A 25,686-nucleotide genomic window follows, 5' to 3' on the forward strand; every position below is an offset into this window, starting at 1 on the left:
CACACACCCCCCGGCTGGGTCTTGCGGCGGCGCACCTGGTGGCCGGCGTCCCCAACCTCGAGGGGGGTCGCCGCACCGCCGCCGCCCCCCCCGGGGGGGGGGGGGGGGGGGGCCCCGCGGCCCCCGCGCCTCCCGTCCGTCTGCCGTGCCGTCTAGAACGCGGGGGTCCCGCCGGCGATCGTGATCGTCGAGCCGGACTGGTAGCTCGACTCCGGGCTGACGAGGTGCACGTAGGCGGCACCGAGCTCGGCGGGCTGGCCGGGGCGTCCGAACGGCGACTGCTCGCCGAAGTGCGCCACGGTCTGCGCGTCGTCCGAACCGGGCTGCAGCGGCGTCCACACCGGACCCGGCGCCACCGAGTTCACGCGGATGCCCTTCGGTGCGAGCTGCTGCGCGACGGCCTCGGTGAAGGTCTTCACCGCGCTCTTCGAGATCGCGTAGTCGATCTTGTCCGGCGACGGGGTGGCGGCCTGGATCGACCCGGTGGTGACGATCGTCGAGCCGGGCTCGAGGTGCGGGACCGCGGCCTGGGTCAGCCAGAACAGGGAGTAGATGTTCGTCTTGAAGGTCGAGTCGAAGTGCTCGGTGGTGAGCGACAGGATGTCGTCGTTGCTGTCCATGCGACCGGCGACCATCACGAGGGTGTCGAGCCCGCCGAGCTCGTCGACGGCCTGCTGCACGAGGTCCTTGCAGTACTGCTCGTCGGAGATGTCGCCCGGCACGAGGACGGCCTTGCGACCCTCGGACTCCAGGAGGTCCCGGACCTGCTCGGCGTCCTCCTGCTCGTCGGGCAGGTAGGAGAGGACGAGGTCGGCGCCCTCACGGGAGAGCGCGATGGCGGCGGCGCGGCCGATGCCGGAGTCGGCGCCGGTGACGATGCCGCGGAAGCCGGTCAGGCGGTCCTTGCCGACGTAGCTCTGCTCGCCGTGGTCCGGCTGCGGGTCCATCTTCCACGCGGCGCCGGGCAGTGACTGCTCCTGCTCGGGGAACGGCGGCTTCGGGTAGAGGGAGTTCGGGTCGCGCTTCTCGTACTGGCTCATGGGGCAATGGTGCTCGTCGGCCGCTCCGCGTCGGTCCAGCGGCGCTGCGCCCGTCGTCTGCCCGTGGCGACCGCCCTGTCCCCGTCACCCCCCGGCGACCGGTGGACAGAGCGGCCTCGTGCTCGACGGCTACTCGACGTGGTCCCCCCAACGGACCACGTGGACCGAGCAGTCGGCACGAGCAACAGCGTACCGCAAGGGGAACACGGGAGTGCCGTTCACGGCAGTGCGGTGAGGAAGCCGGTCACCGTCCGATCGAACCGGTCCGGATCGCCGTTGCGTTCCATACCGTGGGGAACGGGTGTCACCTGCTCGAGGCGGACCCGGTCGGGATGGCTCCGCGCGAGGTGCTCCGAGGCGCTCATCGGCGCGTCGGTGTCGCCGGAGGAGTGCAGGATCAGGACCGGCACCGTCCCGTCCGCGAGGTGCGGCCGGAGGTGGGCAGCGCGGAGCGGTCGCCGCAGCCCGGCGAGCTGCGCCAGGCCGGGGAGGGTCAGCGCGAGCGTGAACAGGGGCGCGAGCGGAGCGGGGATGCCCGACCGCCCAGCGGCATCCCGGATGCTGGCGCGCCAGTCGAGTGCGGGCCCGACCAGCACGAGTGCGGCGAGGTGGCGTCGCGTCCTGACGTCGTCGGCGAGGATCAGGCTGATGGTCGCTCCCATGGACCAACCGACGAGGACGACGTCCTCCGCACCGTGGTCGAGGGCGTACCGGATCGCTGCGTCGACGTCGCGTGCTTCCTCCTGACCGAGGGTCGCGGGCGGCGCGGTCTCGTCCTCCGCGTCCCCGCGGTAGGAGACGACGAGCGAGGGCATCCCGGCGGCGAGCGTCGCGGGCACGCTGCGGAGCGCCGAGATCCGCGACGAGTGGATGCCGTGCACGTGGATCGCCCACCGCGTGGAGGGCTGCTCGGTGTCGAACAGGAACGCGGGACGGGTGCCGCTGGGAGCCTCGATCTGCACCTCGCGGTGGGGCGCTCCGAGGTCGTCCGGGGAGGTGTACACGTAGCCCGTCCAGAGCACGGCGTCGCCGGCTCGCGGGACACCGTGCTCGGCCTCGACCACTGCGCGGGTCACGCTGGCGTCGTCCTGCGCGATGACGTCGCCGACGAGGACGTGCTGCGAGTCCCCGTCCCCGAACCGGATCCGGTACCGGCCCGGCGCGGCCGTGTGCACCGTGCGCTCGAGGCGGATCTGTCGGCTGTCGGCCGCGAGGACCCGGGGCCGCTTCTTCGGGCGGGGACGGATCGCGCGCCGGCCGCCGGCGACGCCGAGGCCCGCGGCTCCCAGGACGGCGCCCGCGGCGATCGCGGCTGCCGTGGTCACGAGTGCTGTCTTCATGCTTTCCAGGTCCTTCCACCCGTCGGGATCGCGGCGCGCGTGATCCAGCGCTCGATGTGTCGGAACCGGCGGGAGTCGCGCGGGCCGAGCTGGAGGGTGTCGTCCAACACTCTGCCCTGGATCCGGATCGACGTGGCGTACGCCTCTCCGAGTGGGTCGGACTCGTCCGTCCACCGCCGGAGGAGCTCCAGGGACGTGCCCGCCTCGCTCATGCGGGACAGGCGCCAGCCGACTGCTCTCCAGAAGGACCGGCCGAGCGCCGGGACCAGGTAGCCCGTCATGATGACGACCATCCCGGGGAAGAAGAACGCTTCGAAGGCGGTCAGGAGCGCACTGCCGGTGGGGGTGAGCTCGCCTCGGACGTGCCCGAGCGAGGTGTACGCCAGGTCGAACACCGCGCCGACCGCGACGGACGCGAACCCGACGACGAACGCCTTCCCGGGGAGGTCGGCTCGGCGCTTCCACGCGGAACGCAGCGAGTCGAGGGCGAGGTACAGCACGCCGAGCATGTACAGGCTGATGTACACCCAGCACGCCGTCGACGCCAGGTGCTCGTCGATGAACCGCACGGCGTCACCCTCCCGACGCGGGACGGCGACGAAGAAGGCACTGAAGACGAGGCAGTGGAGCACCAGGTGGCGACGACGAGCCGGGCGCCGGTCACCGCTGTAGAGCCGGACGGCGTCGCGAAGGTACCAGAAGCCGGCCGTGGCTGCGAGCGCTTCGACGAGGTTGAGGACGTTCTGCCCGCCGACGAGCGGTAGGGCGTCGTCCATCTCGTCGGCCGGGAGCCACACCAGGCCGAGGGTGAGCAGGCCGATGATCGCGAACCCGCTCGCGACCCAGGCGGGTTGGAAGCGGGCACCGACGCCGCCGGCGGCCCGCCAGGTGCGAACGGCGCGTCGAGCGCGGTACAGGAAGATCAGCGCACCGAGGACGAGCGCGAGTGTCGAGGCGAGCGACGGGGTCAAAAGATCTCGGCGGCGGAGGTCGTTCCGGAGCCGCGGAGCCAGCGGGCGAGCGCGAAGGCGCCGCGCTCCGCGACCACCTCCTCGGCCTGCTCGGCGTCCCCGAGGTAGCCGTTCACCACGGAGCGCCCACGGATCGAGATGACGGGATCGGCGGTCGCAGCGCGCAGCTCGTCGACGGTCTCGGGGCGAGCGGAGCATCCGCGGTGCTCGCCGACGGCGTGGATGCACTCGTGCAGGATCGTGTGCAGCTGGATCGAGTCGGTGTCCGTCGGCCGGTACATGATGACGCCGTAGTCGCCGTGGTCGATCCAGTAGCCGGTGTGGTGCTGGTCGGGGTTGCTGATCGGTCGGAGCTCGACCGGGATGCCCCGCGCGTCCGAGACCGCCCGCAGCAGGCGCTCCAGGGTGCGCTCGTCGTCGGGGAGCGCGAAGCGGTCCACGATGCCCCGGACCGCCGCTTCGACCTCGTCGATGTCCTTCATGCGTGTCGTCACTGCCCCCGTCTGTTGCTCTCCCGGATCGCTCGCGCGAGCGCGCGCAGCGAGGCGGGCGTGCCGCCGGGACCGCGCGAGGAGATCCCGCGTGCATCAGTCTGCGCGAAGGCGGCCTGGACATCCAGGCGGGCGTCGATGTCGTCCACCAGGTCCGAGACCTCGACGCTGGTCAGGTACTCCTCCGGGACGCCGAAGAACGTCGCGACCGCTGCGCGCTGCTCCACCGAGACCGCGGAGAGGTCACCGTCGACGACGGCCTGCCAGTGCGACGCGGTGAGCTGCGTCTCCCGCGCGACGTCGCTCGACAGCAGGGTCGCCGGCACGTCGATCCGCGGGAACTGTGCCCGAGCGACCGTGAGCAGCTTCTCGAGACGCTCCGCGATGACCTGCCCGGCGCTCTTGCCGCTCGGCCCGATGTCGGCCTGCGCCCTCGCCCAGAGGTCACCGACGGTGAGACCGCACGCTGCCGCGAGCGCCGACATGTCGTTCGTGGTGAACGGGAGTTCCCCGCGTGCGCGGCGGTAGTAGTAGTTCGCGGAGAGCCCGGAGCGCTTGATGAGGTCGCGGGTGGTGAGGCCGGCGGCGGACTTGGCGTCCTCGATCGCGCGCGCCACCGCCTGGGAGAACTCGTCGGCAGCGCCTGCGGGGACGTCGGGCATCGCACCAGGATACGGACTGCGTCGCGCCCCGCTGTCACCCGGGCACCCAGGTCGCGTCCGGGCGCCGGGCGTTGCCTGCTCCCGGTCACCCGAACAGCAGTTGGAGGCACGACATGGCCAAGACCTGGTTCATCACCGGAGCATCGAAGGGCTTCGGCCGCGAGTGGGCGGAGGCCGCCCTGGAGCGCGGGGACTCCGTCGCCGGCACTGCCCGGAACACCGACGACGTGCAGGCACTCGTCGACCAGTACCCGGACACCTTCCTGGCGATCCGCCTCGACGTGACGGACAAGGCCGCCGACACCGCTGCGGTGCAGCAGGCCGCCGAGCACTTCGGGCGCCTCGACGTCGTCGTGAACAACGCGGGCTTCGGACACTTCGGCATGGTCGAGGAACTCACCGAGGACGAGGTCCGGGCGCAGCTCGAGACGAACTTCTTCGGCGCGCTCTGGGTCACGCAGGCGGCACTGCCGATCATGCGCGAGCAGGGTTCCGGGCACATCGTGCAGGTGTCGAGCATCGGCGGGATCAGCGCGTTCCCGACGGTCGGTGCCTACCACGCATCGAAGTGGGCGCTCGAGGGCCTGTCGCAGTCGCTCTCGCAGGAGGTCGCCGGCTTCGGCATCTCCGTCACGCTCGTCGAGCCCGGCGGGTTCTCGACCGACTGGTCCGGTCCGTCCTCGGAGCACAGCGAGGAGCTCGACGCCTACGCGGAGGTCCGCGAGGCCGCCGCGAAGCGCCCGTCCGCATCGGACCCGGGCAGGCCCGAGGCGACGCGGTCCGCGATCCTCAAGGTCGTCGACGCGGAGCAGCCGCCGCTGCGCGTCTTCTTCGGCAAGGCGCCGCTCGGCATCGCCGAGCGGGACTACGAGTCGCGGCTCGCGACCTGGCGCGAGTGGCAGCCGGTCGCCGAGGAGGCGCACGGCGCATGAACGCCTGAACGCCTGGACGCCTGGACGCCTGGACGCCTGGGCGCTACGTCGCCGACGTCACCACGTGACGGACGGGAGGCTCCCCACCAGCTGGTGGGGAGCCTCCCGTCCGTCGGTGGGTCGGGTCGGTCAGACGCCCGCCGTCGAGCGGATCCACGAGGACGACTGCGACAGCAGCGCGTAGTTCGACCCGGCCGTCGTGTCCGCCCCGGGGTCGGCGCTGTCACCGGTGGAGCACACCGCGACGACCTTGCCGTTGACCAGGAGCGGGCCGCCGGAGTCGCCGTGGTTCGACGCACCGGTGACGCCGGTGACGTGCTGCGCCTTGCCGCTGTACGCGTCGCGCGTCGCGCCCGTGAGCGACACGGTCGCCTGGTACAGCCCGTCCGACTGCTGCGCGTTCGCGCGGAGTCCGTAGCCCTGGATCACGCCCGTGCCGCTCGACTTCGCCGCGGCGGTCAGGTCGAGGGGCGCGTAGGTCGACAGCGCGTAGGTGCTCCGCAGGTGCACGAGTGCGATGTCGCCGGCCGGCGCGGCGCTGACCCGGTCGATCGCGACGGCGGTGCCGCGGTTCGTGGTGGAGTTCGAGTGGTAGACGTTCATCGCGCCGATGCCGTCGATGCAGTGGCGGGCGGTGACGATCCACGAGGCGTTGATCTGCTCGCCGGTGCAGTTGCTGACGTACCCGGACGGGATGGTGCCGCCGGAGGCCTCGAGCTGGACGGCCCAGGTGGTGGTGGGTGCCTTCTCGCCGCCGACGACCTCGGTGCCGACGGGCAGCGCGGAGGCGGGAGTGGCGGCGAACACGCCGCCGGCGACGACGGCCACGGCGGCGAACGCCGCTGCGAGGGTGTGCTTCATGTGGACTCCTCGGTCAGGGACCCTGCGACGTTGCAGGGTGCAACTGAGAGTCATCCTGACCCCCGTCCGGGGGCCGCACCAGTCCGCACTTCGACCGACACGGCACCCGGACGGACGACGTCCGCCGGCTCAGCTGGGCGTCATCACCGAGAAGAAGTCCTGCTCGGTGATCTGCGTCCCGTCGTTCGACGCCGCCGCGTTGCGGTGGTACTCGAGGTCGAGCACGTCGGTCGGGTTCGTCACCGAGTACGCGCACCAGCCCTCGCCGGACTCGCCCTGGTCGATCGACTCGAGCGCCGGGTACCCCGCCGCCTGCATGTCGTCCTCGATCACCGACGTCGTCCCCTGCGAGGTGTACGTCTCGGTGCTGCCGTGGGCCTGCACCCGGATCGGCAGGCAGTCCATCGTCGAGTAGAACCTGTCCCCCGCCGTCACCTTCACGTGCACGAGGATCTGTTCGTTGTCGTCGCGGTCCGCGAGGCCCGCCTGCGCCGAGCTCCACGGGAAGTTCCGGACGATCTCGTCGGCCTGCACCGTGTGGCCCATCTGGTCGTCGACGATCTGGTCCGACGTCACCGTCACCACACCGGACGCCGCCGCGGGCTTCGACGCGGTCGGCGTGGGTGTGGACTGCTCCGCGGCGGCGGTGCGCGACGGTGCCGGCGCCGATGCGTCGTCGGAGCCGCCGGACGAGCAGCCGGCCAGGGCGAACGAGGCGATCGCGAGACCCGCGACCGCGATGGAGACGTGCTTGTACTGCATGGGTTCCTCTCGGAGCTCACGCCGGAGGAACGACTCCGCTCCCCCAGCGGGCGTCACGGCCGGATGAGGGTGATCCGTGACGCGATCGCGCGGCCGTACGCCCCCGCGTACGCCCCGGCGCCGCCCTGTCGGCCGGCCGCGCTCGGTGCGACCGAGGCAGGTCGACGCTACCCGAACCGAGCAGACACGTCGTACTGCGGTCATCGATCGCGCACAGGCACCCCGTGTTCCCGGGTGTCGGTCAGGATGGACGTCCAGCAGCCTCGCCGTCGAAGGCGTCCCGTCGTCCACCACCAGGAGCAGGAGGACCCGTGTTCGAGATCCCCGCCCGCCGCCGTCCCGTGATCGCGATCGCCGGACTCGCGATCGAGACCTCGACGTTCACGCCGACCCGGACACCGGCGCCCGCCTTCCACCCGGATCGCGGGGACGAGGTCGTCGCCCGGCACCCGTTCCTCGCGTCGTACGAGCACGCTGCCGAGTTCCACGGCGTCCTCACCGGGCACGCGCTGCCGGGCGGGGTCGTCGAGCGCGCCGCGTACGAGGAGCTCGCGGGCGAGATCGTCGCCCGGCTGCGGGACACCGGGCCGGTCGACGGCCTCTGGTACGACATCCACGGCGCGATGGTGGTCGAGGGGCTCGACGACGCCGAGACCGACCTGCTGCACCGCATCCGCGCGGTCGTCGGGCCGGACGTGATCGTCTCGGCGTCGATGGACCTGCACGGCAACGTCACGCGGGAACTCGCGCACCAGCTCGACCTGGTCACCTGCTACCGGACGGCCCCGCACGAGGACGTCGACGAGACCCGGGAGCGCGCGGTCCGGAACCTGGTCGACGTGCTCACCACGAGGCCGGTCGGGTCACAGCGCCCGGTCAAGGCGTGGATCCCGATCCCGGTCCTGCTGCCGGGCGAGCAGACGTCGACCCGCATCGAGCCCGCGGCGTCGATCTACGCGCAGGTGCCGGAGGTCGAGCAGGAGGACGGCGTGCTCGACGCCGCGATCTGGGTCGGGTACGCCTGGGCCGACCAGCCCCGCGACCGGGCGGTCACCGTCGTCACGGGATGGGACGCCGACGCCGTCGCCGCCGGGGCCGAACGACTCGCCCGCGCGTTCTGGGACGCCCGCGAGGACTTCGCCTTCGTGGCACCGACGGGCTCCTTCGACGAGTGCCTCGCCGCCGCGCTCGCACCCGGTGCTGCCCGTCCGTTCTTCGTGTCGGACTCCGGCGACAACCCCACCGCCGGCGGTTCCGGGGACATGACCTGGGGCCTCACGCAGGTGCTCGCGCACCCGGCCTTCGCCACGCCCGACGGCCCCACCGTCATCTACGCGAGTGTCCCCGGCCCGGCCGCCGTCGCCGCGGCGGTCGCAGCCGGGGTCGGCGCGACCGTGACGGTGACGGCCGGCGCCGAGGTCGACGACGTCCACGCCGGGCCGATCACGATGACCGGCCGGGTGCACGCCGTCAAGCACGGCGACCGCGACGCCGGCACCGAGGTCGTGCTGCAGGTCGGCAGCGTCTTCGCGATCCTCACGACACTCCGCAAGCCGTACCACCACGAGCACGACTTCACCGATCTCGACCTCGACCCGCGTCGGGCCGACGTCGTCGTGGTGAAGATCGGCTACCTCGAGCCGGAGCTGTTCGACATGGCGGCCGGCTGGATGCTGGCGCTCACCCCGGGAGGGGTCGACCAGGACCTGCTCCGCCTCGGGCACCACCGGATCGAGCGGCCGCTCTTCCCCTACGATCGGGAGTTCGCGACGCCGCCGGACCTGTCCGCGCGCATCGTGCCGCCGTCGGACGAGCCACTCGGAGCCACCCCGTGACCCCTGCACCCGCGATGCCCGTCGCGCTCGAGATCGCCGTGACCTCCCCGGCCGGAGCGATCGTCGCCCGTGACGCCGGGGCCGACCGTGTCGAGCTCTGCGTGGGTCTGGAGCTGGGCGGGCTCACCCCCTCGCAGGCGCTCGTCGAGGCAACGCACGAGACCGGCATCCCCGCACACGCCCTGGTGCGCTGCCGTCCCGGGGGCTTCGAGTTCGACGCCGACGAGCTGGCGCTGATGGAACGCGAGGTCCGCACGGTCCTGCGCTCCGGGGCGGCGGGCGTCGTGGTCGGCGCCCTGCGCTCGGACCGGTCCCTCGACGAGGACTCCCTGCGCCGCTTCGTGGACGCAGCCCGCTTCGTCTCCGCGCACGCCGAGGTCACCCTGCACCGCGCGGTCGACCACGCCGCCGACCCGGTCGCGACGGCCGCGCGGCTCGCCGACCTCGGCGTCACGCGGGTGCTGACCTCCGGCGGCGCCGCGAGCGCTCCGGTGGGGGCGGCGACGATCGCGCGCATGGTCGACGCCGCCGGGCCAGTGCAGGTGATGGCGGGGGCGGGGGTCACTCCCGCGGACGTCCCGGGGCTGCTCGCGACCGGGGTCGCGGCGGTGCACCTCTCCGCCAAGCGGTCGGTCACGGGCGGTCACGCGGGTGTGTCGATGGGCAGCGGAGACGACGGCTCCGGACACACCGTCACCGACGCGGCCGTCGTGGCTGCGGCGCGAGCGGCGCTCGATCAGTCGGCCTGACGACCACCCCGTCCGGGCAGGTCGGGCGGGTCAGCCCAGCGTCACCACCCGGTCCGCAGCAGCGATCGCGACCGGATCGTGTGCCGCGTGGACGACGACGACCCCCGCAGCGGCCTCCTCGGCGAGCGCCGCCGTGACCAGTTCCGCGGACGCCGCGTCGACCCCTGCCGTCGGCTCGTCGACGAGCAGCACGGGAGCACGTTGCGCGAGTCCGAGTGCCACGAACGCCCGTTGGCGCTGCCCGCCGGACAGCTCGTCGAGCGGCCGGTCCGCGAGCTCCGCGATCCGCATGCGCTCCAGCTGCTCGCTCACGACGGCCCGGTCGGCGCGCCCGAGCGGGCGCCACCACGGTCGGCCCCGCCAGCGCCCCATCGCGACCGTCGACCGGACGGTGAGCGGGAGCGCGGTGGGCGGCACCGCTTGCGTCACGTAGGCGACACCATCGGCCGGGAGGCCCGTCACCGTTCCGCCGTCCAGGGTCACCACCCCGGCGAGCGCGTCGAGCAGCGTCGACTTGCCGGACCCGTTCGGTCCGGTGAGCGCCGTCACGACCCCGGCGGGGAAGTCCGCGTCGAACCCGTCGAGCACGGTGCGGTCGCCCCGGCGGAGGACGAGACCGGTGACCTGGAGGGCGCGCGGATCGGCAGTGGTGAGCACCTGTGCACGCTATCAGTATCGATAGTCGTTTTCATGTAGCGTCTCCCAGCGTGACCTGGCTGACCGACCCGTTCTCCGTCGACTTCATGCTGCGCGCCCTCGGCGGCGGCACCCTGGCGGCGGTGCTCTGCGCGGTCGTCGGCACGTGGGTCCTCGTGCGCGGCATGGCGTTCCTCGGCGAAGCGCTCGCGCACGGCATGCTCCCCGGCGTCGCGGTCGCCACGCTCACCGGGATCCCCGCCGTGCTCGGCGCCGCGGTCAGCGCGGGCGTCATGGTGGTCGGCGTCGGAGCACTCCGCCGTCGCGCCCGGCTGTCGTACGACACCTCGATCGGGCTGCTGTTCGTCGGCATGCTCGCCCTCGGGGTCATCATCGTGTCGTCGTCCCGGTCCTTCGCGACCGACGTCACTGCGATCCTGTTCGGGGACGTCCTCGCCGTGACCCGGAGCGACCTCGTCGGGCTCACGGTCGCCGTCGCCGTCGCCCTCGCGCTCGCCGCGGCCTTCCACCGGCCCTTCACCGCCGCCGCGTTCGACGCCCGGAAGGCCGCGACGCTCGGCCTCCGCCCCAGACTGGCCGAGGTCGTGCTCGTCGGGCTCGTGACCCTCGCCGTCGTCGCCTCCTACCGGGCCGTCGGGACGCTCCTGGTCGTCGGGCTCCTGCTCGCCCCCGCCGCCGCGGCCCGGGCCTGGACCCGGCAGGTCGGCTCGACCATGCTCCTCGCCGCCGTGATCGGCAGCGCCGCCGTCACCACCGGCCTGCTCGTCTCCTGGCACGCCGGGACCGCCGCGGGAGCGAGCATCGCAGCCGTCGCCGTCGCGGGCGTCGCCGTCTCCCGCGGCCTCGCCGCCCTGCTGCCGCACCGGGGGCGGCGGACGACCACGACCACACCAGCACCAGCACCAGCACCAGCACCAGCACCACGAGAGGGAGCATGACGAACCCCACCACGACCACCACGACCACCACGACCACCACGAAGCGTCGCGCGGCGGCGCGACGCATGACCACCGCGGCCGTGACCGCCGGCCTCGCGCTCGGCCTGACCGCCTGCTCGGCAGGGGGCACCACCGGGCCGGCGGCCGACGACACGACCGCCACCGCGAAGCCCCACGGCTACGTCGAGGGGGCGAGCGAGGCCCAGGAGCCGCAGGTGCGCCTCCTGACCGTGTCCGCCGCCGGTGCGACGGCGGTGCACGACCTGCTGAGCGGTGGGACCACCGCACTCGACGACGTCGACGGGCCGGAGCACTCCGCGACCGACGGGCGGTTCCTCGTCAGCAGCACGCAGGACCGCACCACGATCGTCGACGGCGGTTCGTGGACCGTCGACCACGGCGACCACACGCACTACTACGCGGCCGAACCGCGCGTGGTGGGCTCGATCGACGGCGGCGGACCGGTCGAGGTGCACTCGTCGGAGACGATGACGACGATCACCTGGCCGGAGCGCGGCGAGGGCGTGGTCCTCGACCGAGCGGCACTCGGGCAGGGCGACGTGGAGGAGACCGCGCGGATCGACGCCACCGTGCTGCTGCCGTTCGGCGAGCAGCTCGTCGCCGGCACCGCCGACGGCGTCCGTGTGCTCGATGCCGACGGCGAGTCGACCGGTACCGAGGCCGCGTGCCCCGACCCGGCGGGCGGCATCGTCACCCGTGCCGGTGCCGTGGTCGGCTGCGCGGACGGCGCGGTCGTGGTCAGCGAGACCGGCGACACCACCGCTGTCGCACTGCCCGACGGAGCCGAGCGCCCGACGGCGTTCTCCGCCCGGTCGGGCCGCCCGACGGTCGCCGGGCTCGCCGGGGACCGCGGTGCCTGGCTGCTCGACAGCCGCGAGGGCAGCTGGCGGCTGGTGGAGACCGAGCGCCCCCTGCGCGCCGTGACGGCCGTCGACGACGAGGACGAGCACGTCGTCGGCATCGACGACCAGGGACGCGTGGTCGTGATGACCGCATCGACGGGAGCGGTCGCCACGACCGACGCGCTGCTCGACCCCGACGAGCAGCCGCTGCTGCAGCTCGACGCCCAGCGGGCCTACGTCGCCGATGCCTCCGGGCAGCAGGTGCACGAGATCGACTTCGCGGACGGTGCCCGCGTCGCGCGGTCGATCGACCTGCCCGCAGCACCCGTCGCGTTCGCCGAGGTCGGACTGTGATGCGCCCGGCGCGGCTCGGGATCGCACTGGCCCTCGCCGCAGGGCTCGTCGGGACCACGGCGGGGTGTTCCTCCGCCGGGTCGGACCGCCCGGTCGTCGCGGTGACGACGAACATCCTCGGCGACGTCGTCACCGAGGTGGTCGGGGACGCTGCCGACGTGATGGTCCTCATGCCGCCGGGCGCCGACCCGCACTCGTTCGAGGTCTCCGCACAGGAGGCCGCCCGACTCCGGAGCGCCGACCTCGTCGTCGAGAACGGGCTCGGGCTCGAGGAGGGCGTCGCCCGGCACGTCGAGGCCGCAGCGTCGGACGGCGTCCCGGTGTTCACGGCCGGCGAGCACGTCGACGCACTCGAGTGGACGACGGAGGACGACAGCGGCCCCGACCCACACCTCTGGACCGATCCCGCGCGCATGGTCGACGTCGTCGAGGCCCTGGACGACGCCCTGCGTGCGAACGGCATCGAGCCGAGCGGGACCGACGCGTACCTCGACGAGCTGACCACGCTCGACACCGAGATGTCCGAGGCGTTCGCAGGCATCCCTGACGAGCGCCGGGCCCTCGTGACGAACCACCACGTGTTCGGGTACCTGGCGGACCGGTACGACTTCCGGGTCGTCGGCGCCGTCATCCCGAGCGGGACGACCCTGGCGTCCCCGAGCGCCGCCGACCTGCGCGACCTCGCTGCGGCGATCGACGAGGCCGGGGTGCCGACGATCTTCGCCGACCTCTCCCAACCCGCCCGCCTGGCCGAGGTGCTCGCCGACGAGGTCGACGTGCACGTGGAGATCCGTTCCCTGGCCACCGAGTCCCTGACCGACCAGGGCCCGGCGTCGACCTACCTGGGGATGATGCGGTCCAACACGGATGCGATCGTCGCGGGCCTGTCGGTTTCGTAATGAGAATGAGAATCAGTACAGTGAACGTCATGACATCCCTGCGCACCACGCTCGCGCCCGCAGCCCTGCTCGGCGCCGCAGCCCTCGTCCTCACCGGCTGCTCGACCACGCCCGCCGACGCGGAGGCCGAGGGCACCCGCACCGCGAAGGCGGCCGCCGCCGAGGGCGACCGCATCGTCCTCACCTACGACGGCGGCCTGCTGACCCTCGACCAGGACCTGCGGGCCGTGGCCGACGACGCGATCGACGGCTTCACCCGCGTGAACCCCGCCGGCGACGGCCGCCACGTCCTCGTCACCGTGCCCGAGGGCTTCCAGGTCCTCGACACCGCCGCCGACCCGGCCCTGACCGATGCGGTCTTCCCGGCCGACACCGGCGGTCACGCGGTCGTGCACGGCGACACGACCGCGCTCTTCGCCGACGGCACCGGCGACGTCACGGTCTTCGAGCACGACGACCTCGACGGCGCCGCACTGCCCGAGGTCGAGACGACGGAGTCCGAGGCCGCCCACCACGGCGTCGCGATCGTGCTCGAGGACGGCACGCTCCTCACCACGATCGGCACCGAGGAGTCGCGCTCCGGCGTCCGCGCCCTCGACGAGGACGGCAAGGAGCTCACCCGCTCCGAGGACTGCCCGAGCGTGCACGGTGAGGGCGCGGTCAAGGACGAGGTCGCCGTCTTCGGCTGCACGGACGGCGCCCTGGTCTACCAGGACGGTGCGTTCACGAAGATCGACGCCCCGACCGAGTACGGCCGCACGGGCAACCTGTTCACCACCGAGACGAGCTCGATCGCGGTGGGCGACTACAACGACGACCCGGACAGCGAGGGCTACCTGCTCGACCAGGTCGCGCTCATCGACGCCGCGTCGGGCGAGTACCGCGTCGCCGACATGCCCGAGGGCGTCGGCTTCACCTTCCGCGACATCGCGCGCGGCCCCGCCGACGAGGCCGTGATCCTCGGCTCGGACGGCGCCCTGCACACGTTCGACGTCGAGACCGGCGAGCCGATCGACACGTTCGACGTCATCGACGGCTGGGAGGGCCCGGCCGAGTGGCAGGACGCCCACCCCGCACTGAAGGCCTCCGGTGACGTCGCGTACGTGACCGACCCTGCGGAGCGGAAGATCCACGCGGTCGACCTCACCACCGGCAAGGTCGTCGCGTCGAGCGACGAGCTGCCGGGCGTCCCGAACGAGATCGCGGTCGCCTGACCGACGACGGCACCACCTGTCGGACGGGAGGCGCGGTACCAGCTGGTACCGCGCCTCCCGTCCGTCGCGTGCGCGGCTCGCGTACGGCGCCACCCGATCGTGTTGACACGTTTGTACTACCATGGCTCTTGTGAACACAGTCGTACCCAGAAGGCCACGTCGGCGCCGAGCCGCCCTGGCGGTGGCCGCCGCCCTCCTCTGCATCGTCCCGCTCCTCGGTGCCGGCTACGAGCACCTCAGTGCGGCAGCCGGCCGCGCGTCCCACCCGGTGCCGGGCAGGATGGTCGACGTGGGCGGCCGCCTGCTCCACGTGGTGCAGCACGGCACCGGAGGGCCGACGGTCGTCCTCGAAGCCGGGAGCGGTGAAGCGGCATCAGGGTGGGAGGCGGTCACGGACCGGCTCGCTCCGACGACGACCGTGGTGGCGTACGACCGCGCCGGCATCGCACGCAGCGAACCCTCGCCCCGACCGCGGACGGCCCGCGCGGTGGTCGACGACCTCCGCACGGCGCTCCACGCGATCGACGCACCGCAGCCCTACGTCCTGGTCGGACACAGCCTCGGCGGGCTCTACGTCCGCGAGTACGTGCGGGAGCACCCCGGAGAGGTCGCCGGTCTCGTGCTGGTCGACGCCCGCCCCGAGGACGACGCCCGGCGCACCGCACACCTGCTGCCCGACGGCGCCGGAGCAGGGACGATCCCACCGTGGGTCGGACGCTCCCTCCACGCCGTCGGCGCCCTGCGGATCGGCGGAGGAGTCCTGCTGGACGGGATGGTTCCGCCGGCAGGCCGTCGCGAGTTCCTCGACGTCACCGCGTCGCCCACCTACTTCGCGACGAAGCAGGCCGAGGCGGACCACATCGCGCCGACGGAACGGGCACTCCGCGGCCAGGACCTCGGCACCCTCCCCGTCCGGGTGATCGCCCGAGCCGTGCCGCAGGACTACGCCGCCGCCGGCATCGACGCCGCGACGGGACGACGCCTCGAGGACATCTGGCAGGACGGCCAGCGCCGCATGCTGCACCTGTCGTCGGACAGCACCCTCGTGGTCGCCGGCGGCAGCGGACACATGGTCCCCACCGAGCGGCCCGACCTGGTCGCGGACGTGGTCCGATCGTTGGTCGAGGAGCTCCGGGACGGGACGTGAGCGGAGCCGTGAGCAGGGCCGCCCGCCCGGTCACACGACAGCGGGCCGCCACATCGAGATCGGCGCAGCGGCACCCAGCCCCGTGATCGGTGCGCCGTCACCGAACCCGTGCCGCCGGTAGAGCCGCCGGTTGTGCGGCGTGGACGACTCCAGGTAGGCGTCCTGCCGCCGACGGTCGACCCGGTCGAGGGCGTGCTCGAGCAGGAGCCCCCCGACGCCCCGACCACGTGCGGCCGCAGCGACACCGATCTCCGCCAGGTACCAGTGCGGGGCCGCGGGGCGCGCTCGGTCCATGCGGCGCAGGTGCCGGACGGCACGCAGTGCACCGCCGACGCCGAGCACCCGGAGGAACGTCGGGACCCGTGCGCCGAAGGCCTCGACGGCACCGGCGTGCGGACGCGGGGCCTCCCAGAGCGCCGCCCCGACGATCCGCTGCCCGTCGAGCGCGACGTCGAGGGCGCGTGACGTGGCGGGGACCGACCGGATGAGCGCGGCGAACAGGTCACCGAGCACGGCGACGCGATCCTCGCCCGGGCGGGGCGGGCGGAACCCGAGCAGGACCGGATCCTCGGCGAAGGCCTCGGCCAGCACCGCTGCGGCGGCGGTGACCTCGGACTCGGATGCGGGGCGGACGGTGATCGTCACAGGGACTCCTCTCGGATCTGGCCAACTGGCCGAATCCAGCTTGCCGAGGAGTCCTGGGGCCACGCCGTACGCTGCCTGTGTGATCGAGGAGCAGCGCCCGCGCGGGTACCGGAGCCGCGCCGACCGCCGTGACGAGCTCCTCGACGCCGCCGCGCTGGTCGTCCGCGAGTCCGGGCTGCCGGGCCTGACGACGCGGGCGGTCGCCGACCGGGCCGGGGTCGCCCACGGAGTGGTGCACTACGTGTTCGGCGCCCGACGGAACCTCGTCGTCGCGCTGCTCGAGCGGCAGGCGCGGGACGTCCTGCCCCGGGTGCTCGCGGCTGCGGACGCGCACGACGACCTGCTCGGCGCACTCGACGCGGGGATCGGCGCCTGGCTCGACCTGGTGCGGCAGGAGCCCGAGCGGTTCCGGCTGCTCGAGGCGGTGAGCGGGACCGCCCTCGACGGCGACGACGGACTCGCATCGGCGGAACGCACGCTCTGGCACGACGGGGTCGCAGCCGGGATCAGCCGGTGGGCCGTGCGGCACGGGGTCGAGCTCGCAGAGCCGACCGCGGTGGCGGGGGACGCCGTGCTCGCTCTGGTCGACGGCCTCGGCCGGGCGGCGTGGAGCGACCCCGACGGCGGCGCGACCGAGCGCGCCCGCCGGCTGCTCGTCCGCGGCCTGGCGGTCACGCTCGCACCCTGAACCGGGCGAGCGGGACGTCGGCGTCGGCACGCAACCGGCCCGGAGTCGGACCGGGACGACACCGCGACGGCGCTCAGAGCCAGGTGCGCGCCACCACCCAGCCGTCCCCGTCCGGCACGATGTCGACGACGACCGCGTCACCCTCGTTGCTCACCTGGAAGCGCCACCCCACCGTGCGCTCCGGCGCGTGGGTCATCGCCGACGGCAGGAACTCCGCCGTCGCCGTCAGCCGCGTCGGGCTGTCGCTCACCCGCCAGCGCCGGTCACGCCACACCATCCGGTCCGGCACGCCGCGCTCCCACCACACCGTGGCGACCTCGTGCGTCAACATCATCTCGACCTCCCGATTCGAACGTGTGTTCGAATGGTAGACCACGGCCGGGACACCTGCGCGGGCCTCCGGCGTGGCGGCGGTCCACGGACACCGACCGCTCCCGGGGCGCCTCCGGACAGCCGGCACCCGGGTCGACGCGGCACGATGGAGGCCCGGGAACACCTGCGCCCACACGCGGGTTGCACCCGGTGATGCCGCAGCCAGCGGCGCCACGACCCCCAGGAGGCCACCATGACCACGACCGAGACCGCCATCCTCGCCGGCGGCTGCTTCTGGGGAGCGCAGCAGCTCCTCCGTCGCCGACCGGGTGTCATCAGCACGCGCGTCGGCTACTCGGGCGGTGACACCCAGAACGCCACCTACCGCAACCACGGCGACCACGCCGAGGCCGTCGAGATCGTCTTCGACCCGTCGCAGATCTCGTACCGCGACCTGCTCGAGTTCTTCTTCCAGATCCACGACCCGTCCACGAAGGACCGGCAGGGCAACGACGTCGGCCGCAGCTACCGCTCGGCGATCTACTTCACGAACGACGAACAGCGCCAGGTCGCGCTCGACACCATCGCCGACGTCGACGCCTCGGGGATCTGGCCGGGCAAGGTCGTCACCGAGGTCGAGCCCGCCGGCGACTTCTGGGAGGCCGAGGAGGAGCACCAGGACTACCTCGAGAAGTACCCCGCCGGGTACACCTGCCACTTCGTGCGCCCGGGCTGGAAGCTCCCGCACCGCGACGAGGTGACCGCGAACGCGTGATCGCGGCGGTCGCGTGATCACGTGACCACACGACGAACGGGAGGCTCCCCACCGGTCCGGTGGGTAGCCTCCCGTCCGTCCGTCGGCTGCCGGGGTACGCACCCGTCCCGAGGACACAGCGACAGACCACTACAAGTGGCATCATGACCTCTTCCTCCCGCACGCCCCTCGGTGTCACCCTCGTCGAGGGCGGCGCCAACGTCGCCCTCTTCTCCAGCACCGCCGAGCGCGTGGAGTTCTGCCGCTTCGACGAGGACGGCACCGAGCACCGCACCGAGCTCCGCAACCGCACGGGCTACACGTTCCACGACGTCGTGCCGGACGTCACCGTCGGCACCCGCTACGGCTTCCGCGTGCACGGCGCGTGGGACCCGGCGAACGGTCTCCGCCACAACGCCGCGAAGCTCCTGCTCGACCCCTACGCCACCGCCGTCGACGGCTCCTACGAGTGGGGCCAGGCGCTGTTCGGACACGACATGGAGGACCCCGAGCAGATCGACGAGACCGACTCGGCGAGCGCCATGCCGAAGTCCGTCGTCGCCGACCGCGAGTTCGACTGGGACGGGGACACCCTGCTCCGCACCCCGTACCGCGACACGGTCGTCTACGAGGTGCACGTCAAGGGCTTCACGAAGCAGCACCCGGACGTGCCCGAGGAGATCCGCGGCACCTACGCGGGCCTGGCGCACCCGGCGGCGATCAAGCACCTGACCGACCTGGGGGTCACGGCGGTCGAGCTGCTGCCGACGCACCAGTTCGTGCAGGACTCGACCCTGGCCGACAAGGGCCTCCGCAACTACTGGGGCTACAACAGCATCGGCTTCTTCGCCCCGCACGACGAGTACTCGTCCTCGGGCACGGCCGGCCAGCAGGTCACCGAGTTCAAGGAGATGGTCAAGGCCCTGCACGCCGCGGGGCTCGAGGTCATCATGGACGTGGTCTACAACCACACCGCCGAGGGCAACCACATGGGCCCGACGCTGTCCTTCAAGGGCATCGACAACCAGTCGTACTACCGCCTGGTCGAGGGCGACGAGGCGAACTACTTCGACACGACCGGCACGGGCAACTCGCTCAACGTGTCGCACCCGTCCGCACTCGGCCTGATCACGGACTCGCTCCGCTACTGGGTCGAGGAGATGCACGTCGACGGATTCCGCTTCGACCTGGCGACGACGCTGACCCGCCAGGACGGCGAGGCCGAGAAGCACTCCGCGTTCCTCGACATCATCCACCAGGACCCGGTGCTCCGCGAGGTCAAGATGATCGCCGAGCCGTGGGACACCGCGGGCTACCAGGTCGGCGGGTTCCCGGCCGACTGGTCGGAGTGGAACGGCAAGTACCGCGACGACCTCCGCGGGTTCTGGCGCGGCGACGAGGGCACGCTCGGCGACGCGGTCCAGCGCACGCTCGGCTCCCCCGACGTGTACGAGGGCTCCCGCCGTTCGCCGCTGTGCTCGGTGAACTTCGTCACGGCGCACGACGGCTTCACCCTGGCCGACCTGACGATGTACGCCGAGAAGCACAACGAGGCGAACGGCGAGGACAACAACGACGGCGAGAGCAACAACACGTCGTTCAACGGCGGCATCGAGGGTCCGACCGACGACGGCGCGGTGAACGACTACCGCGACCGCCAGCGCCGGAACTTCCTCGGCACGCTCATGCTCTCGGCGGGCATCCCGATGCTGCTCGGTGGCGACGAGATCGCCCGCTCGCAGGGCGGCAACAACAACGCGTACTGCCAGGACGACGAGATCTCGTGGTTCGACTGGCAGGCAGCCGACCAGGACCTGCTCGCCTTCACCACGGCGGCGATCGCGTTCCGCAAGGAGCACGAGGCACTCCGCCCGGAGTGGTACCGCACGGCCCCCGGTGACTCGGAGTCGACGGTCCAGGTGCTCCGCGCCGACGCACAGGGCTTCGAGGACGGCGACTGGGCCGACGGCGGCAACCGCGCGGTGATCCTCGTGCTGCAGCGCGGGGACGACACCGTCGCGGTGCTGCTGAACGCGTCCGACACCACGGTGGAGTTCACCCTGCCCGAGAAGCCGGGCGGCGGCAGCTGGTCGCTCGGACTGTCGAGCGACCCGGACCAGGCCGTCGAGAGCGACGCGACGACGCTGCTCGTCCGCGACGCGTCCTTCACCGCGCTGGTCTAGCGGGGACGGTCCGCAGGACGGTCCGGACGGGAGGGACGGTGCCAGCTGGCACCGTCCCTCCCGTCCGTCGTGCGGTCGCCTGGTCCACCGGGCCGGGCGACGAGCGGTCAGTCCCCCAGGACCCCGGCGGCGACCGCGGGGAGCTCCGCCCGGGCGGGCGGGTCCGCGCCCGGCCGGGCCACCGTCACCGCGGCACAGGCCAACGCGAGCGACGCCAGACGGCCGAGCTCGTCCGCGTCGAGTCCGGTCGGAGCCGATCCCCGGGCGAGCACGCCGGCGAGCAGCCCCGCCATGAACGAGTCGCCCGCGCCGATCGTGTCCGCGACCTCGACACGCGGCGCCGGCATCGTGGTGCGTGCACGAGCGGACGCGATCGCGCACCCCGAACCGCCGAGCGTCACCGCGGCGAGCGCCGTCCCGGACGCCAGCAGGCCGTCGAGGACCTGGTCCACGCTGCGGTCCGGCCAGAGCCACGCGGCGTCCTCGTCGCTGAGCTTGACCACGTCGGCCTCGGCGAACAGCGGTTCGAGCGTGGCGAGCACGGCGTCCCGGTCGGGCGTGATCGACGGCCGGACGTTGGGGTCGACGGAGACGAGCGCGTCGGTCGGGCGGATCCGCAGTGCCTCGAGCACGGCGCGTGCCCCGGGTTCGAGGACGGCACCGATGGAGCCGACGTGCACGAGCGGCGTCCCGTCCGGCACGTGCACCGGGTCGAGCCGCCAGTCGAGGTCGAACTCGTAGGACGCGCCGCCGTCGTCGCCGATCGTCGCGACCGCGGTGGAGGTCCGCTCGATCGGCGTCGCGTCGACCTCGACGTCGCTCGCGCCGACGTGCGCCCGGATCGAGGCGCCGCGGTCGTCGTCGCCCAGCGCGCAGACGAGTCGTGCCGACCGGCCGAGCCGGGCGAGTCCGACGGCGACGTTCATCGGGCTGCCGCCCGGGTGCTCGACGCGACCCTCGGGGCGGTCGACCACGTCGACCAGGGCTTCTCCGATGACGATGACGGTGTCCACGGGTCCAGGGTGGCAGACCCGGCGCCCGTGCGACGGCGCACTGTCCGGTCGTCCCCCGGTGGCCTGCGGACGCACGGGTGCGGCGGAGTTGACTGACGGACCCGGCACGACCCCCACCAAGGAGACCCGATGCTGTCCCTCATCTACTCGAGCGTCGCCACCCGACCGCTCGGCGACGACGACCTCGCCGCCCTGCTCGCGCAGAGCCGACGGGCGAACGCGGAGAACGACATCACCGGCGTGCTGCTCTTCCGGAACGGCTACTTCCTGCAGCTGCTCGAGGGGCCGGACCAGGCCGTGCGCACCAAGATGGCGACGATCAAGCACGACGACCGGCACACCAAGGTGGCGGTGCTCACCGAGGAGCTCATCGAGGAGCGGCAGTTCCCGGAGTGGACGATGGGGTACCCGGCCGAGGACACCGACGTCGAGCAGGCACCCGGGTACCGGACGACCTTCGACGACCTCGACGCCGCCGACGGCACGCCGATCAGCGCCCTGCCGGCGCTCCGCGAACTCATCCGCTGGTTCCGTCCCGCGACCCGCTGACGCCCGGGGTCAGGCCGTGCCGGGCCCCTCGGCCGCGGGGTCGAGGACCGCTCCGAGCTGCGCCCGGCCGCCGATGCCGAGCTTCCGGTAGGCCGAGTACAGGTGGGCCCCGACCGTCCGGGGTGACAGGAAGAGCTGCTGCGCGATCGCGCGGTTGGTCAGCCCGGTGTTCGCGAGCGTGCAGATCCGCAGCTCCTGCGGCGTGAGCACGGTCGTTCGCGACGGTGGAGCGTCCGGCAGGCGCTCACCGGCCGCACGCAGCACCTCGCGTGTCCGCCGCGCCCACGCCGGAGCGGGCAGGCGTTCGAACAGCGCGAGTGCCTCGTGCAGGACGGGCCGGCTCTCCGGGGCCAGCCCGACCCGACGGAGGTGGTCGCCGGCGTGCAGGAGCGCCCGCGCCTGCACGTAGGGCATGGGGAGCGGCCGGTCCCGGAGTCCTTGCACGGCCCGCCCCGGATCGGCCGCGAGCGCCAGGGCGGTCTCCGTGTAGCCGAGCGCCGACACGAGGATCGGACCGTGCCACGTCTCGTGGAGCCCGGCCAGCCGTGCGGCGTGGAGCTCCACCAGGTCGCGGGCGTCGGTGGCGACGGCCGCGTCGACGTAGTCCTGCGTCGTGAGGACCGCGAAGTTCGGGTTGTACGCGTCGCCGTCGACGTCGAGGAGCGGGCGCAGGGCCTCCCGGGCGTCGCGGGCCCGTCCGTCGAGCAGCGCGGCCGCCGCGGTCGCGCCCTGCAGGTTCGCCCGCATCACGCTGGACTGCAGCACGTGCGCGCCCGCCGCGGACCCGGCCGTGATCGCCTCGCGGTCGGGCGCCGTTCCGTCGATGCCGTCGAACCAGGCGACGCACGCCCGCGCCGCCGTCGCGAAGCCGGCGTCGCCGAGGTCGCGGCCGAGCACGACGGCTTCCTCGGCCAGGGTCCGGGCCCGCTCCAGCCGACCGGCCTGGAAGTTGCTCATCGACGCACCGAGCAACGCCTGGGGCAGGACGCGGATGTCACCGCTCGCGCGCAGACCCGCCACGGCGACCTCGAGCCGCTCCCGCGCCTCCACGAACTCGCCCGCGATGTTCAGGGCGTAGCCCGACCACCACGCCTGCTCCGGGTCGTCCGGGTCGACCGGTCCGCGTGCGAGCACGCGTTCGACGACCTCGTCCCCCCGCACCAGTGGCTCGGTGACCGCGGCGAGCAGGATCCCCCGCGGGTCGTCGTCCGGCAGTGCCAGCGCGTGCACGGCCTCGAGCATCGGGGCCCCGGGCACCGCCACCCGGTTGTGGTCCCACGCGATGGACGCCAGGTGCAGCAGCGCACCGGTCGCGAGGTCGACCGCGCCGTGCTCCTGCAGTGCCCGGACGGCGGCGAGTGCCGGGGACAGGTCACCGCGGGCGAGCGCCGTCCGACCGGTGGGGAGCGTCTCGCGGACCCAGGCGGCGCGGGCGGCCAGCACCGGGTCGGTCGTCTCCGTCGCGGCGCGCTGGACGAGCAGCGTGGCGTCCGCGGTCCGGCCCGCGAGCCCCGCGTGGTCCGCGGCGTCGAGGAGGCGCTCGACGCGGAGCGGCCCGGGGTCGGTGAGCTCCGCAGCGCGATCCGACGCCCGGGCAGCGGCCACCGGGTCACCGGTCGCGAGCGCCGACCTGGCGTGCGCGGCGAGCTCGGCCGCGAGCTCGGCATCCGGACCGGTCGCCAGTTCGGACCGCCACCACAGCGTCCGCACCGGGTCGGACGCGTGCTCCTGCACGAGGGCGCGGAGGACGGCCGCCCGCTCGGACGGTCGGCTGATCTTCGTGACGGCGGTCTGCACGAGCGGGTGCCGGAACCGCAGCCCGCTCCGGTCCGACCAGACGAGCAGGGACGCGGCGACCGCCCGGTCGATCCACGACGGGTCGGGGTAGCGGCCGAGGGCACGGTCGACGAAGCGGCCCGCGTCCTCCGCCGTGGCGGTCCCGCCCAGGGCGATGGCGAGCACCGCGAGTCGGGTCGGTTGGTCCAGGTCGGCGAACCGCTCCGCGAACGCCGTCTCGAGACGTCGCGTGACCGCGCCGTCCTCGACCGGGTCCGGGCCCCTGCCGGTGAGCTCCACGAGGGCGAGGGGGTTGCCCTGCGCGAGTTCGTGGAGTGCTCGGCGGGCCGCGCCGAGGGGTGGCCGTGGCAGCGCGTCGAGGAGTGCGTCGGCGTCCGCGGCCGACAGCGGGCCGAGGTGCATCCGCTCGAGGCCCGCGTCGTCGTCGGTGCGCCGCTCGCGCGTGGTCATGAGCACCACGACGGGGTCCTGCCCGATGCGCCGGGCGAGCATCCGGAGCGCCCACCGCGACTCGGTGTCGATCCAGTGCACGTCCTCGACGACGAGCAGGAGCGGGGTGACGGCGGCCGCGTCGGACACGACCGTGAGCGCCGCGAGGCCGGCGAGCAGCGGCGACGGCTGCTCGCCCTCCGCCGACCGGAAGGCGACCGCGAGCGCTGTGCGCTGGGGCGGTGGCAGGACGTCGATGCCGGCACGGAGCGGGTGGAGCAGGAGCTGCAGCGCGGCGTACTGCTCGCCGGACTCCGCTGTCGAACCAGCGGTGCGCAGGACCCGCACGCCGCGACCCCGGGCGTACTCGGCCACGGCGTCGACGAGGGTGGTCTTGCCGACCCCGGCGTCACCGTCCACGACGACGGCCGACCCCTCGGACCCGATCCGGTCGATCAGGGAACCCAGACGCGCGAGCTCTCCGTCCCGCCCGACCACACCGGAACGCTCCTCCACGCGTCGAGTATGGCATCCTCCCGCAGCCGCACCTCCACCTGGTGGCGGGCCCGGAGGTACTCGACGGTGGCCGCTGCAGCGCTGCCTGGAGGGCCCGAGAACGACGACAGGAAGTGCTCCCCGCCCGACACCTCGAGGGTCTGCCACCGGAAGGTCACGCACCCGAAGGGCTCGACCTCGACCGGTGCCCAGCCCTCGCGCAGCGGTCGCGCCTCGTGGTCTTCCCACACCCGCCGGAAGGTGCGCGACCGCGATGCGAGGCGCTCCACGAGCTCGTCGAGCCGCGGCGCTCCCGGCTCCGCGTGGAACCGCAGCGCCGCGGTCATGTCCGCGACGGTCCGGTCCCAGGCGGCACGGTGTCGCTCGTCCGTCTCGCGGTCGGCCCGGCGGACGACCTCCTCGAGCACGTTCGCCCCGGGTGCACACCCGGCGGGCAGCAGCATCCGCCCCAGGTCGTTGGCGGCGACCAGGTCGTGGTGCCGGTCGACCACGTAGGCCGGGATGGTCGACCACGAGGAGAGCATCGAGGTCAGGTCGACCGCCCCGCCCCGGATCGCGCCCGGGTCGCCGCCCTGGCCGTCCGTCCCCGACGACGGCGACACGGCCGTGCGAGGCCGCGGGCCCACCTGCCCGGCGAGGCGGAAGAGGTGCTCACGGCCGTCGGCATCGAGCCCGAACGTGCGCGCGAGCGACGCGAGGACCTGCGCCGAGGGGCGACGGTCCTTGCCCTGCTCCAGCCGGAGGTAGTAGTCGGCGCTGATCCCGGCGAGCTCGGCGACCTCCTGCCTGCGCAGTCCCCGGACCCGGCGGCCACGTCCGGTCTCGAACCCGTGGTCCTGCGGCCGGAGCCGGTCGCGGCGAGCGCGGAGGTAGGCCCCGAGATCGGTCGTCAGGTCGTCCAAAGCGTCCCCCTTCCCGTCTCGACGGTAGGGTCGGCGGCCCCGCCGCCGCCACCCGTCGACGACCTAATCCGGTGGGCCGACGTACCTAGGTCGGTGCGACCGGGTGCCGGAGCTGGCCGCCGTGGGGCCACCGTCACGCTCCCCCTCCGCAGCGGTCGGTGCCCGTGGGTCCGCAGGACCCGT

The 25,686-nt window shown here is 73.3% G+C and carries 25 protein-coding genes; 12 read left to right on the forward strand and 13 right to left on the reverse strand.

Annotated features, from left to right (window positions below):
• Nucleotides 1-152: 152 nt before the first annotated feature.
• From ABIC52_RS13535 to ABIC52_RS13555, 5 genes are all read right to left on the reverse strand, one after another.
• Nucleotides 153-1,040, reverse strand: coding sequence for an SDR family oxidoreductase (locus ABIC52_RS13535; RefSeq protein ID WP_126891176.1), 888 nt, complete (start codon nucleotides 1,038-1,040; stop codon nucleotides 153-155).
• A gap of 218 nt (nucleotides 1,041-1,258) precedes the next feature.
• Complete coding sequence (locus tag ABIC52_RS13540) at nucleotides 1,259-2,380, reverse strand: alpha/beta hydrolase family protein (protein ID WP_354027573.1); 1,122 nt, start codon at nucleotides 2,378-2,380, stop codon at nucleotides 1,259-1,261.
• Complete coding sequence (locus ABIC52_RS13545; protein WP_354027574.1) at nucleotides 2,377-3,351, reverse strand: hypothetical protein; 975 nt, start codon at nucleotides 3,349-3,351, stop codon at nucleotides 2,377-2,379. The genes ABIC52_RS13540 and ABIC52_RS13545 overlap by 4 nt, the downstream gene beginning before the upstream one ends.
• Complete coding sequence (locus ABIC52_RS13550) at nucleotides 3,348-3,833, reverse strand: hypothetical protein (RefSeq protein ID WP_354027575.1); 486 nt, start codon at nucleotides 3,831-3,833, stop codon at nucleotides 3,348-3,350. The genes ABIC52_RS13545 and ABIC52_RS13550 overlap by 4 nt, the downstream gene beginning before the upstream one ends.
• Before the next feature lie 8 nt (nucleotides 3,834-3,841).
• On the reverse strand, nucleotides 3,842-4,504 hold the full coding sequence (locus ABIC52_RS13555; protein ID WP_354027576.1) for a helix-turn-helix domain-containing protein: 663 nt from the start codon (nucleotides 4,502-4,504) through the stop codon (nucleotides 3,842-3,844).
• A 113-nt stretch (nucleotides 4,505-4,617) separates the two neighbouring features.
• On the opposite strand from ABIC52_RS13555, the gene ABIC52_RS13560 reads away from it, so the two are divergent.
• A complete protein-coding gene (locus ABIC52_RS13560) occupies nucleotides 4,618-5,436 on the forward strand; it encodes an SDR family oxidoreductase (protein ID WP_354027577.1) in 819 nt (272 codons plus the stop codon).
• Nucleotides 5,437-5,565: 129 nt separating this feature from the next.
• Here ABIC52_RS13560 and ABIC52_RS13565 read toward each other — a convergent pair whose 3' ends face one another.
• Entirely contained in the window at nucleotides 5,566-6,297 is a 732-nt protein-coding gene (locus ABIC52_RS13565; RefSeq protein ID WP_126891170.1) for a S1 family peptidase, read from the reverse strand.
• A 129-nt stretch (nucleotides 6,298-6,426) separates the two neighbouring features.
• The gene (locus ABIC52_RS13570; RefSeq protein WP_354027578.1) at nucleotides 6,427-7,059 is read right to left on the reverse strand and encodes a hypothetical protein; all 633 of its coding nucleotides are present in this window, start codon (nucleotides 7,057-7,059) and stop codon (nucleotides 6,427-6,429) included.
• Nucleotides 7,060-7,370: 311 nt separating this feature from the next.
• On the opposite strand from ABIC52_RS13570, the gene ABIC52_RS13575 reads away from it, so the two are divergent.
• Both ABIC52_RS13575 and ABIC52_RS13580 read left to right on the forward strand, forming a co-directional pair.
• A complete protein-coding gene (locus ABIC52_RS13575) occupies nucleotides 7,371-8,894 on the forward strand; it encodes a M81 family metallopeptidase (RefSeq protein ID WP_354027579.1) in 1,524 nt (507 codons plus the stop codon).
• Nucleotides 8,891-9,643 carry a copper homeostasis protein CutC gene (locus ABIC52_RS13580; RefSeq protein ID WP_354027580.1) on the forward strand — a complete coding sequence of 251 codons (753 nt, stop codon included), beginning with the start codon at nucleotides 8,891-8,893 and terminating at the stop codon, nucleotides 9,641-9,643. Before ABIC52_RS13575 ends, ABIC52_RS13580 begins: the two co-directional genes overlap by 4 nt.
• A 30-nt stretch (nucleotides 9,644-9,673) precedes the next feature.
• Here ABIC52_RS13580 and ABIC52_RS13585 read toward each other — a convergent pair whose 3' ends face one another.
• Nucleotides 9,674-10,300, reverse strand: coding sequence for a metal ABC transporter ATP-binding protein (locus ABIC52_RS13585; protein ID WP_354027581.1), 627 nt, complete (start codon nucleotides 10,298-10,300; stop codon nucleotides 9,674-9,676).
• A 50-nt stretch (nucleotides 10,301-10,350) separates the two neighbouring features.
• Between ABIC52_RS13585 and aztB the strand changes: the two genes are divergently transcribed.
• From aztB to ABIC52_RS13610, 5 genes are all read left to right on the forward strand, one after another.
• Nucleotides 10,351-11,238: a zinc ABC transporter permease AztB gene (gene aztB / locus ABIC52_RS13590; protein ID WP_354027582.1), complete on the forward strand. Its 888-nt coding sequence runs from the start codon at nucleotides 10,351-10,353 to the stop codon at nucleotides 11,236-11,238.
• Nucleotides 11,235-12,455, forward strand: coding sequence for an ABC transporter (locus ABIC52_RS13595; RefSeq protein ID WP_354027583.1), 1,221 nt, complete (start codon nucleotides 11,235-11,237; stop codon nucleotides 12,453-12,455). Before aztB ends, ABIC52_RS13595 begins: the two co-directional genes overlap by 4 nt.
• Entirely contained in the window at nucleotides 12,455-13,354 is a 900-nt protein-coding gene (locus ABIC52_RS13600) for a metal ABC transporter solute-binding protein, Zn/Mn family (protein ID WP_209824405.1), read from the forward strand. Before ABIC52_RS13595 ends, ABIC52_RS13600 begins: the two co-directional genes overlap by 1 nt.
• Nucleotides 13,355-13,383: 29 nt before the next feature.
• Entirely contained in the window at nucleotides 13,384-14,568 is a 1,185-nt protein-coding gene (locus ABIC52_RS13605; protein WP_354027584.1) for a hypothetical protein, read from the forward strand.
• 181 nt (nucleotides 14,569-14,749) lie between these two features.
• Nucleotides 14,750-15,715: an alpha/beta fold hydrolase gene (locus ABIC52_RS13610; protein WP_354027585.1), complete on the forward strand. Its 966-nt coding sequence runs from the start codon at nucleotides 14,750-14,752 to the stop codon at nucleotides 15,713-15,715.
• A 30-nt stretch (nucleotides 15,716-15,745) separates the two neighbouring features.
• Here ABIC52_RS13610 and ABIC52_RS13615 read toward each other — a convergent pair whose 3' ends face one another.
• Nucleotides 15,746-16,360 (reverse strand): GNAT family N-acetyltransferase, encoded by a 615-nt coding sequence (locus tag ABIC52_RS13615; RefSeq protein WP_354027586.1) that lies wholly within the window; start codon nucleotides 16,358-16,360, stop codon nucleotides 15,746-15,748.
• Nucleotides 16,361-16,439: 79 nt separating this feature from the next.
• Between ABIC52_RS13615 and ABIC52_RS13620 the strand changes: the two genes are divergently transcribed.
• A complete protein-coding gene (locus tag ABIC52_RS13620) occupies nucleotides 16,440-17,048 on the forward strand; it encodes a TetR/AcrR family transcriptional regulator (RefSeq protein ID WP_161972614.1) in 609 nt (202 codons plus the stop codon).
• Nucleotides 17,049-17,121: 73 nt separating this feature from the next.
• Here the strand turns inward: ABIC52_RS13620 and ABIC52_RS13625 are convergent, their stop codons facing one another.
• On the reverse strand, nucleotides 17,122-17,382 hold the full coding sequence (locus ABIC52_RS13625) for a hypothetical protein (protein WP_126891156.1): 261 nt from the start codon (nucleotides 17,380-17,382) through the stop codon (nucleotides 17,122-17,124).
• 231 nt (nucleotides 17,383-17,613) lie between these two features.
• On the opposite strand from ABIC52_RS13625, the gene msrA reads away from it, so the two are divergent.
• Nucleotides 17,614-18,135, forward strand: coding sequence for a peptide-methionine (S)-S-oxide reductase MsrA (gene msrA / locus ABIC52_RS13630; protein WP_126891155.1), 522 nt, complete (start codon nucleotides 17,614-17,616; stop codon nucleotides 18,133-18,135).
• A 143-nt stretch (nucleotides 18,136-18,278) separates the two neighbouring features.
• Entirely contained in the window at nucleotides 18,279-20,297 is a 2,019-nt protein-coding gene (glgX, locus tag ABIC52_RS13635; RefSeq protein WP_354027587.1) for a glycogen debranching protein GlgX, read from the forward strand.
• Nucleotides 20,298-20,404: 107 nt separating this feature from the next.
• Here the strand turns inward: glgX and ABIC52_RS13640 are convergent, their stop codons facing one another.
• Nucleotides 20,405-21,310 (reverse strand): carbohydrate kinase family protein, encoded by a 906-nt coding sequence (locus ABIC52_RS13640; RefSeq protein ID WP_354027588.1) that lies wholly within the window; start codon nucleotides 21,308-21,310, stop codon nucleotides 20,405-20,407.
• 129 nt (nucleotides 21,311-21,439) lie between these two features.
• Between ABIC52_RS13640 and ABIC52_RS13645 the strand changes: the two genes are divergently transcribed.
• Nucleotides 21,440-21,859, forward strand: coding sequence for a BLUF domain-containing protein (locus ABIC52_RS13645; protein ID WP_354027589.1), 420 nt, complete (start codon nucleotides 21,440-21,442; stop codon nucleotides 21,857-21,859).
• 9 nt (nucleotides 21,860-21,868) lie between these two features.
• Here ABIC52_RS13645 and ABIC52_RS13650 read toward each other — a convergent pair whose 3' ends face one another.
• Nucleotides 21,869-24,601: a helix-turn-helix transcriptional regulator gene (locus ABIC52_RS13650; RefSeq protein WP_209824390.1), complete on the reverse strand. Its 2,733-nt coding sequence runs from the start codon at nucleotides 24,599-24,601 to the stop codon at nucleotides 21,869-21,871.
• The gene (locus ABIC52_RS13655; protein WP_354027590.1) at nucleotides 24,541-25,503 is read right to left on the reverse strand and encodes a helix-turn-helix domain-containing protein; all 963 of its coding nucleotides are present in this window, start codon (nucleotides 25,501-25,503) and stop codon (nucleotides 24,541-24,543) included. The genes ABIC52_RS13650 and ABIC52_RS13655 overlap by 61 nt, the downstream gene beginning before the upstream one ends.
• Nucleotides 25,504-25,686 lie beyond the last annotated feature (183 nt).

This window comes from Curtobacterium oceanosedimentum (assembly GCF_040545555.1).
Classification (GTDB): Bacteria; Actinomycetota; Actinomycetes; order Actinomycetales; family Microbacteriaceae; genus Curtobacterium.

Excerpts from the sequence above, each read along its gene's own strand:
- ABIC52_RS13535 (WP_126891176.1), bottom strand. The coding sequence starts at position 1,040 with ATGAGCCAGTACGAGAAGCGCGACCCGAACTCCCTCTACCCGAAGCCG.
- ABIC52_RS13540 (WP_354027573.1), bottom strand. The coding sequence starts at position 2,380 with ATGAAGACAGCACTCGTGACCACGGCAGCCGCGATCGCCGCGGGCGCC.
- ABIC52_RS13550 (WP_354027575.1), bottom strand. The coding sequence starts at position 3,833 with ATGAAGGACATCGACGAGGTCGAAGCGGCGGTCCGGGGCATCGTGGAC.
- ABIC52_RS13555 (WP_354027576.1), bottom strand. The coding sequence starts at position 4,504 with ATGCCCGACGTCCCCGCAGGCGCTGCCGACGAGTTCTCCCAGGCGGTG.
- ABIC52_RS13560 (WP_354027577.1), top strand. The coding sequence starts at position 4,618 with ATGGCCAAGACCTGGTTCATCACCGGAGCATCGAAGGGCTTCGGCCGC.
- ABIC52_RS13565 (WP_126891170.1), bottom strand. The coding sequence starts at position 6,297 with ATGAAGCACACCCTCGCAGCGGCGTTCGCCGCCGTGGCCGTCGTCGCC.
- ABIC52_RS13570 (WP_354027578.1), bottom strand. The coding sequence starts at position 7,059 with ATGCAGTACAAGCACGTCTCCATCGCGGTCGCGGGTCTCGCGATCGCC.
- ABIC52_RS13595 (WP_354027583.1), top strand. The coding sequence starts at position 11,235 with ATGACGAACCCCACCACGACCACCACGACCACCACGACCACCACGAAG.
- ABIC52_RS13600 (WP_209824405.1), top strand. The coding sequence starts at position 12,455 with ATGCGCCCGGCGCGGCTCGGGATCGCACTGGCCCTCGCCGCAGGGCTC.
- ABIC52_RS13605 (WP_354027584.1), top strand. The coding sequence starts at position 13,384 with ATGACATCCCTGCGCACCACGCTCGCGCCCGCAGCCCTGCTCGGCGCC.
- ABIC52_RS13625 (WP_126891156.1), bottom strand. The coding sequence starts at position 17,382 with ATGATGTTGACGCACGAGGTCGCCACGGTGTGGTGGGAGCGCGGCGTG.
- msrA (WP_126891155.1), top strand. The coding sequence starts at position 17,614 with ATGACCACGACCGAGACCGCCATCCTCGCCGGCGGCTGCTTCTGGGGA.
- glgX (WP_354027587.1), top strand. The coding sequence starts at position 18,279 with ATGACCTCTTCCTCCCGCACGCCCCTCGGTGTCACCCTCGTCGAGGGC.
- ABIC52_RS13645 (WP_354027589.1), top strand. The coding sequence starts at position 21,440 with ATGCTGTCCCTCATCTACTCGAGCGTCGCCACCCGACCGCTCGGCGAC.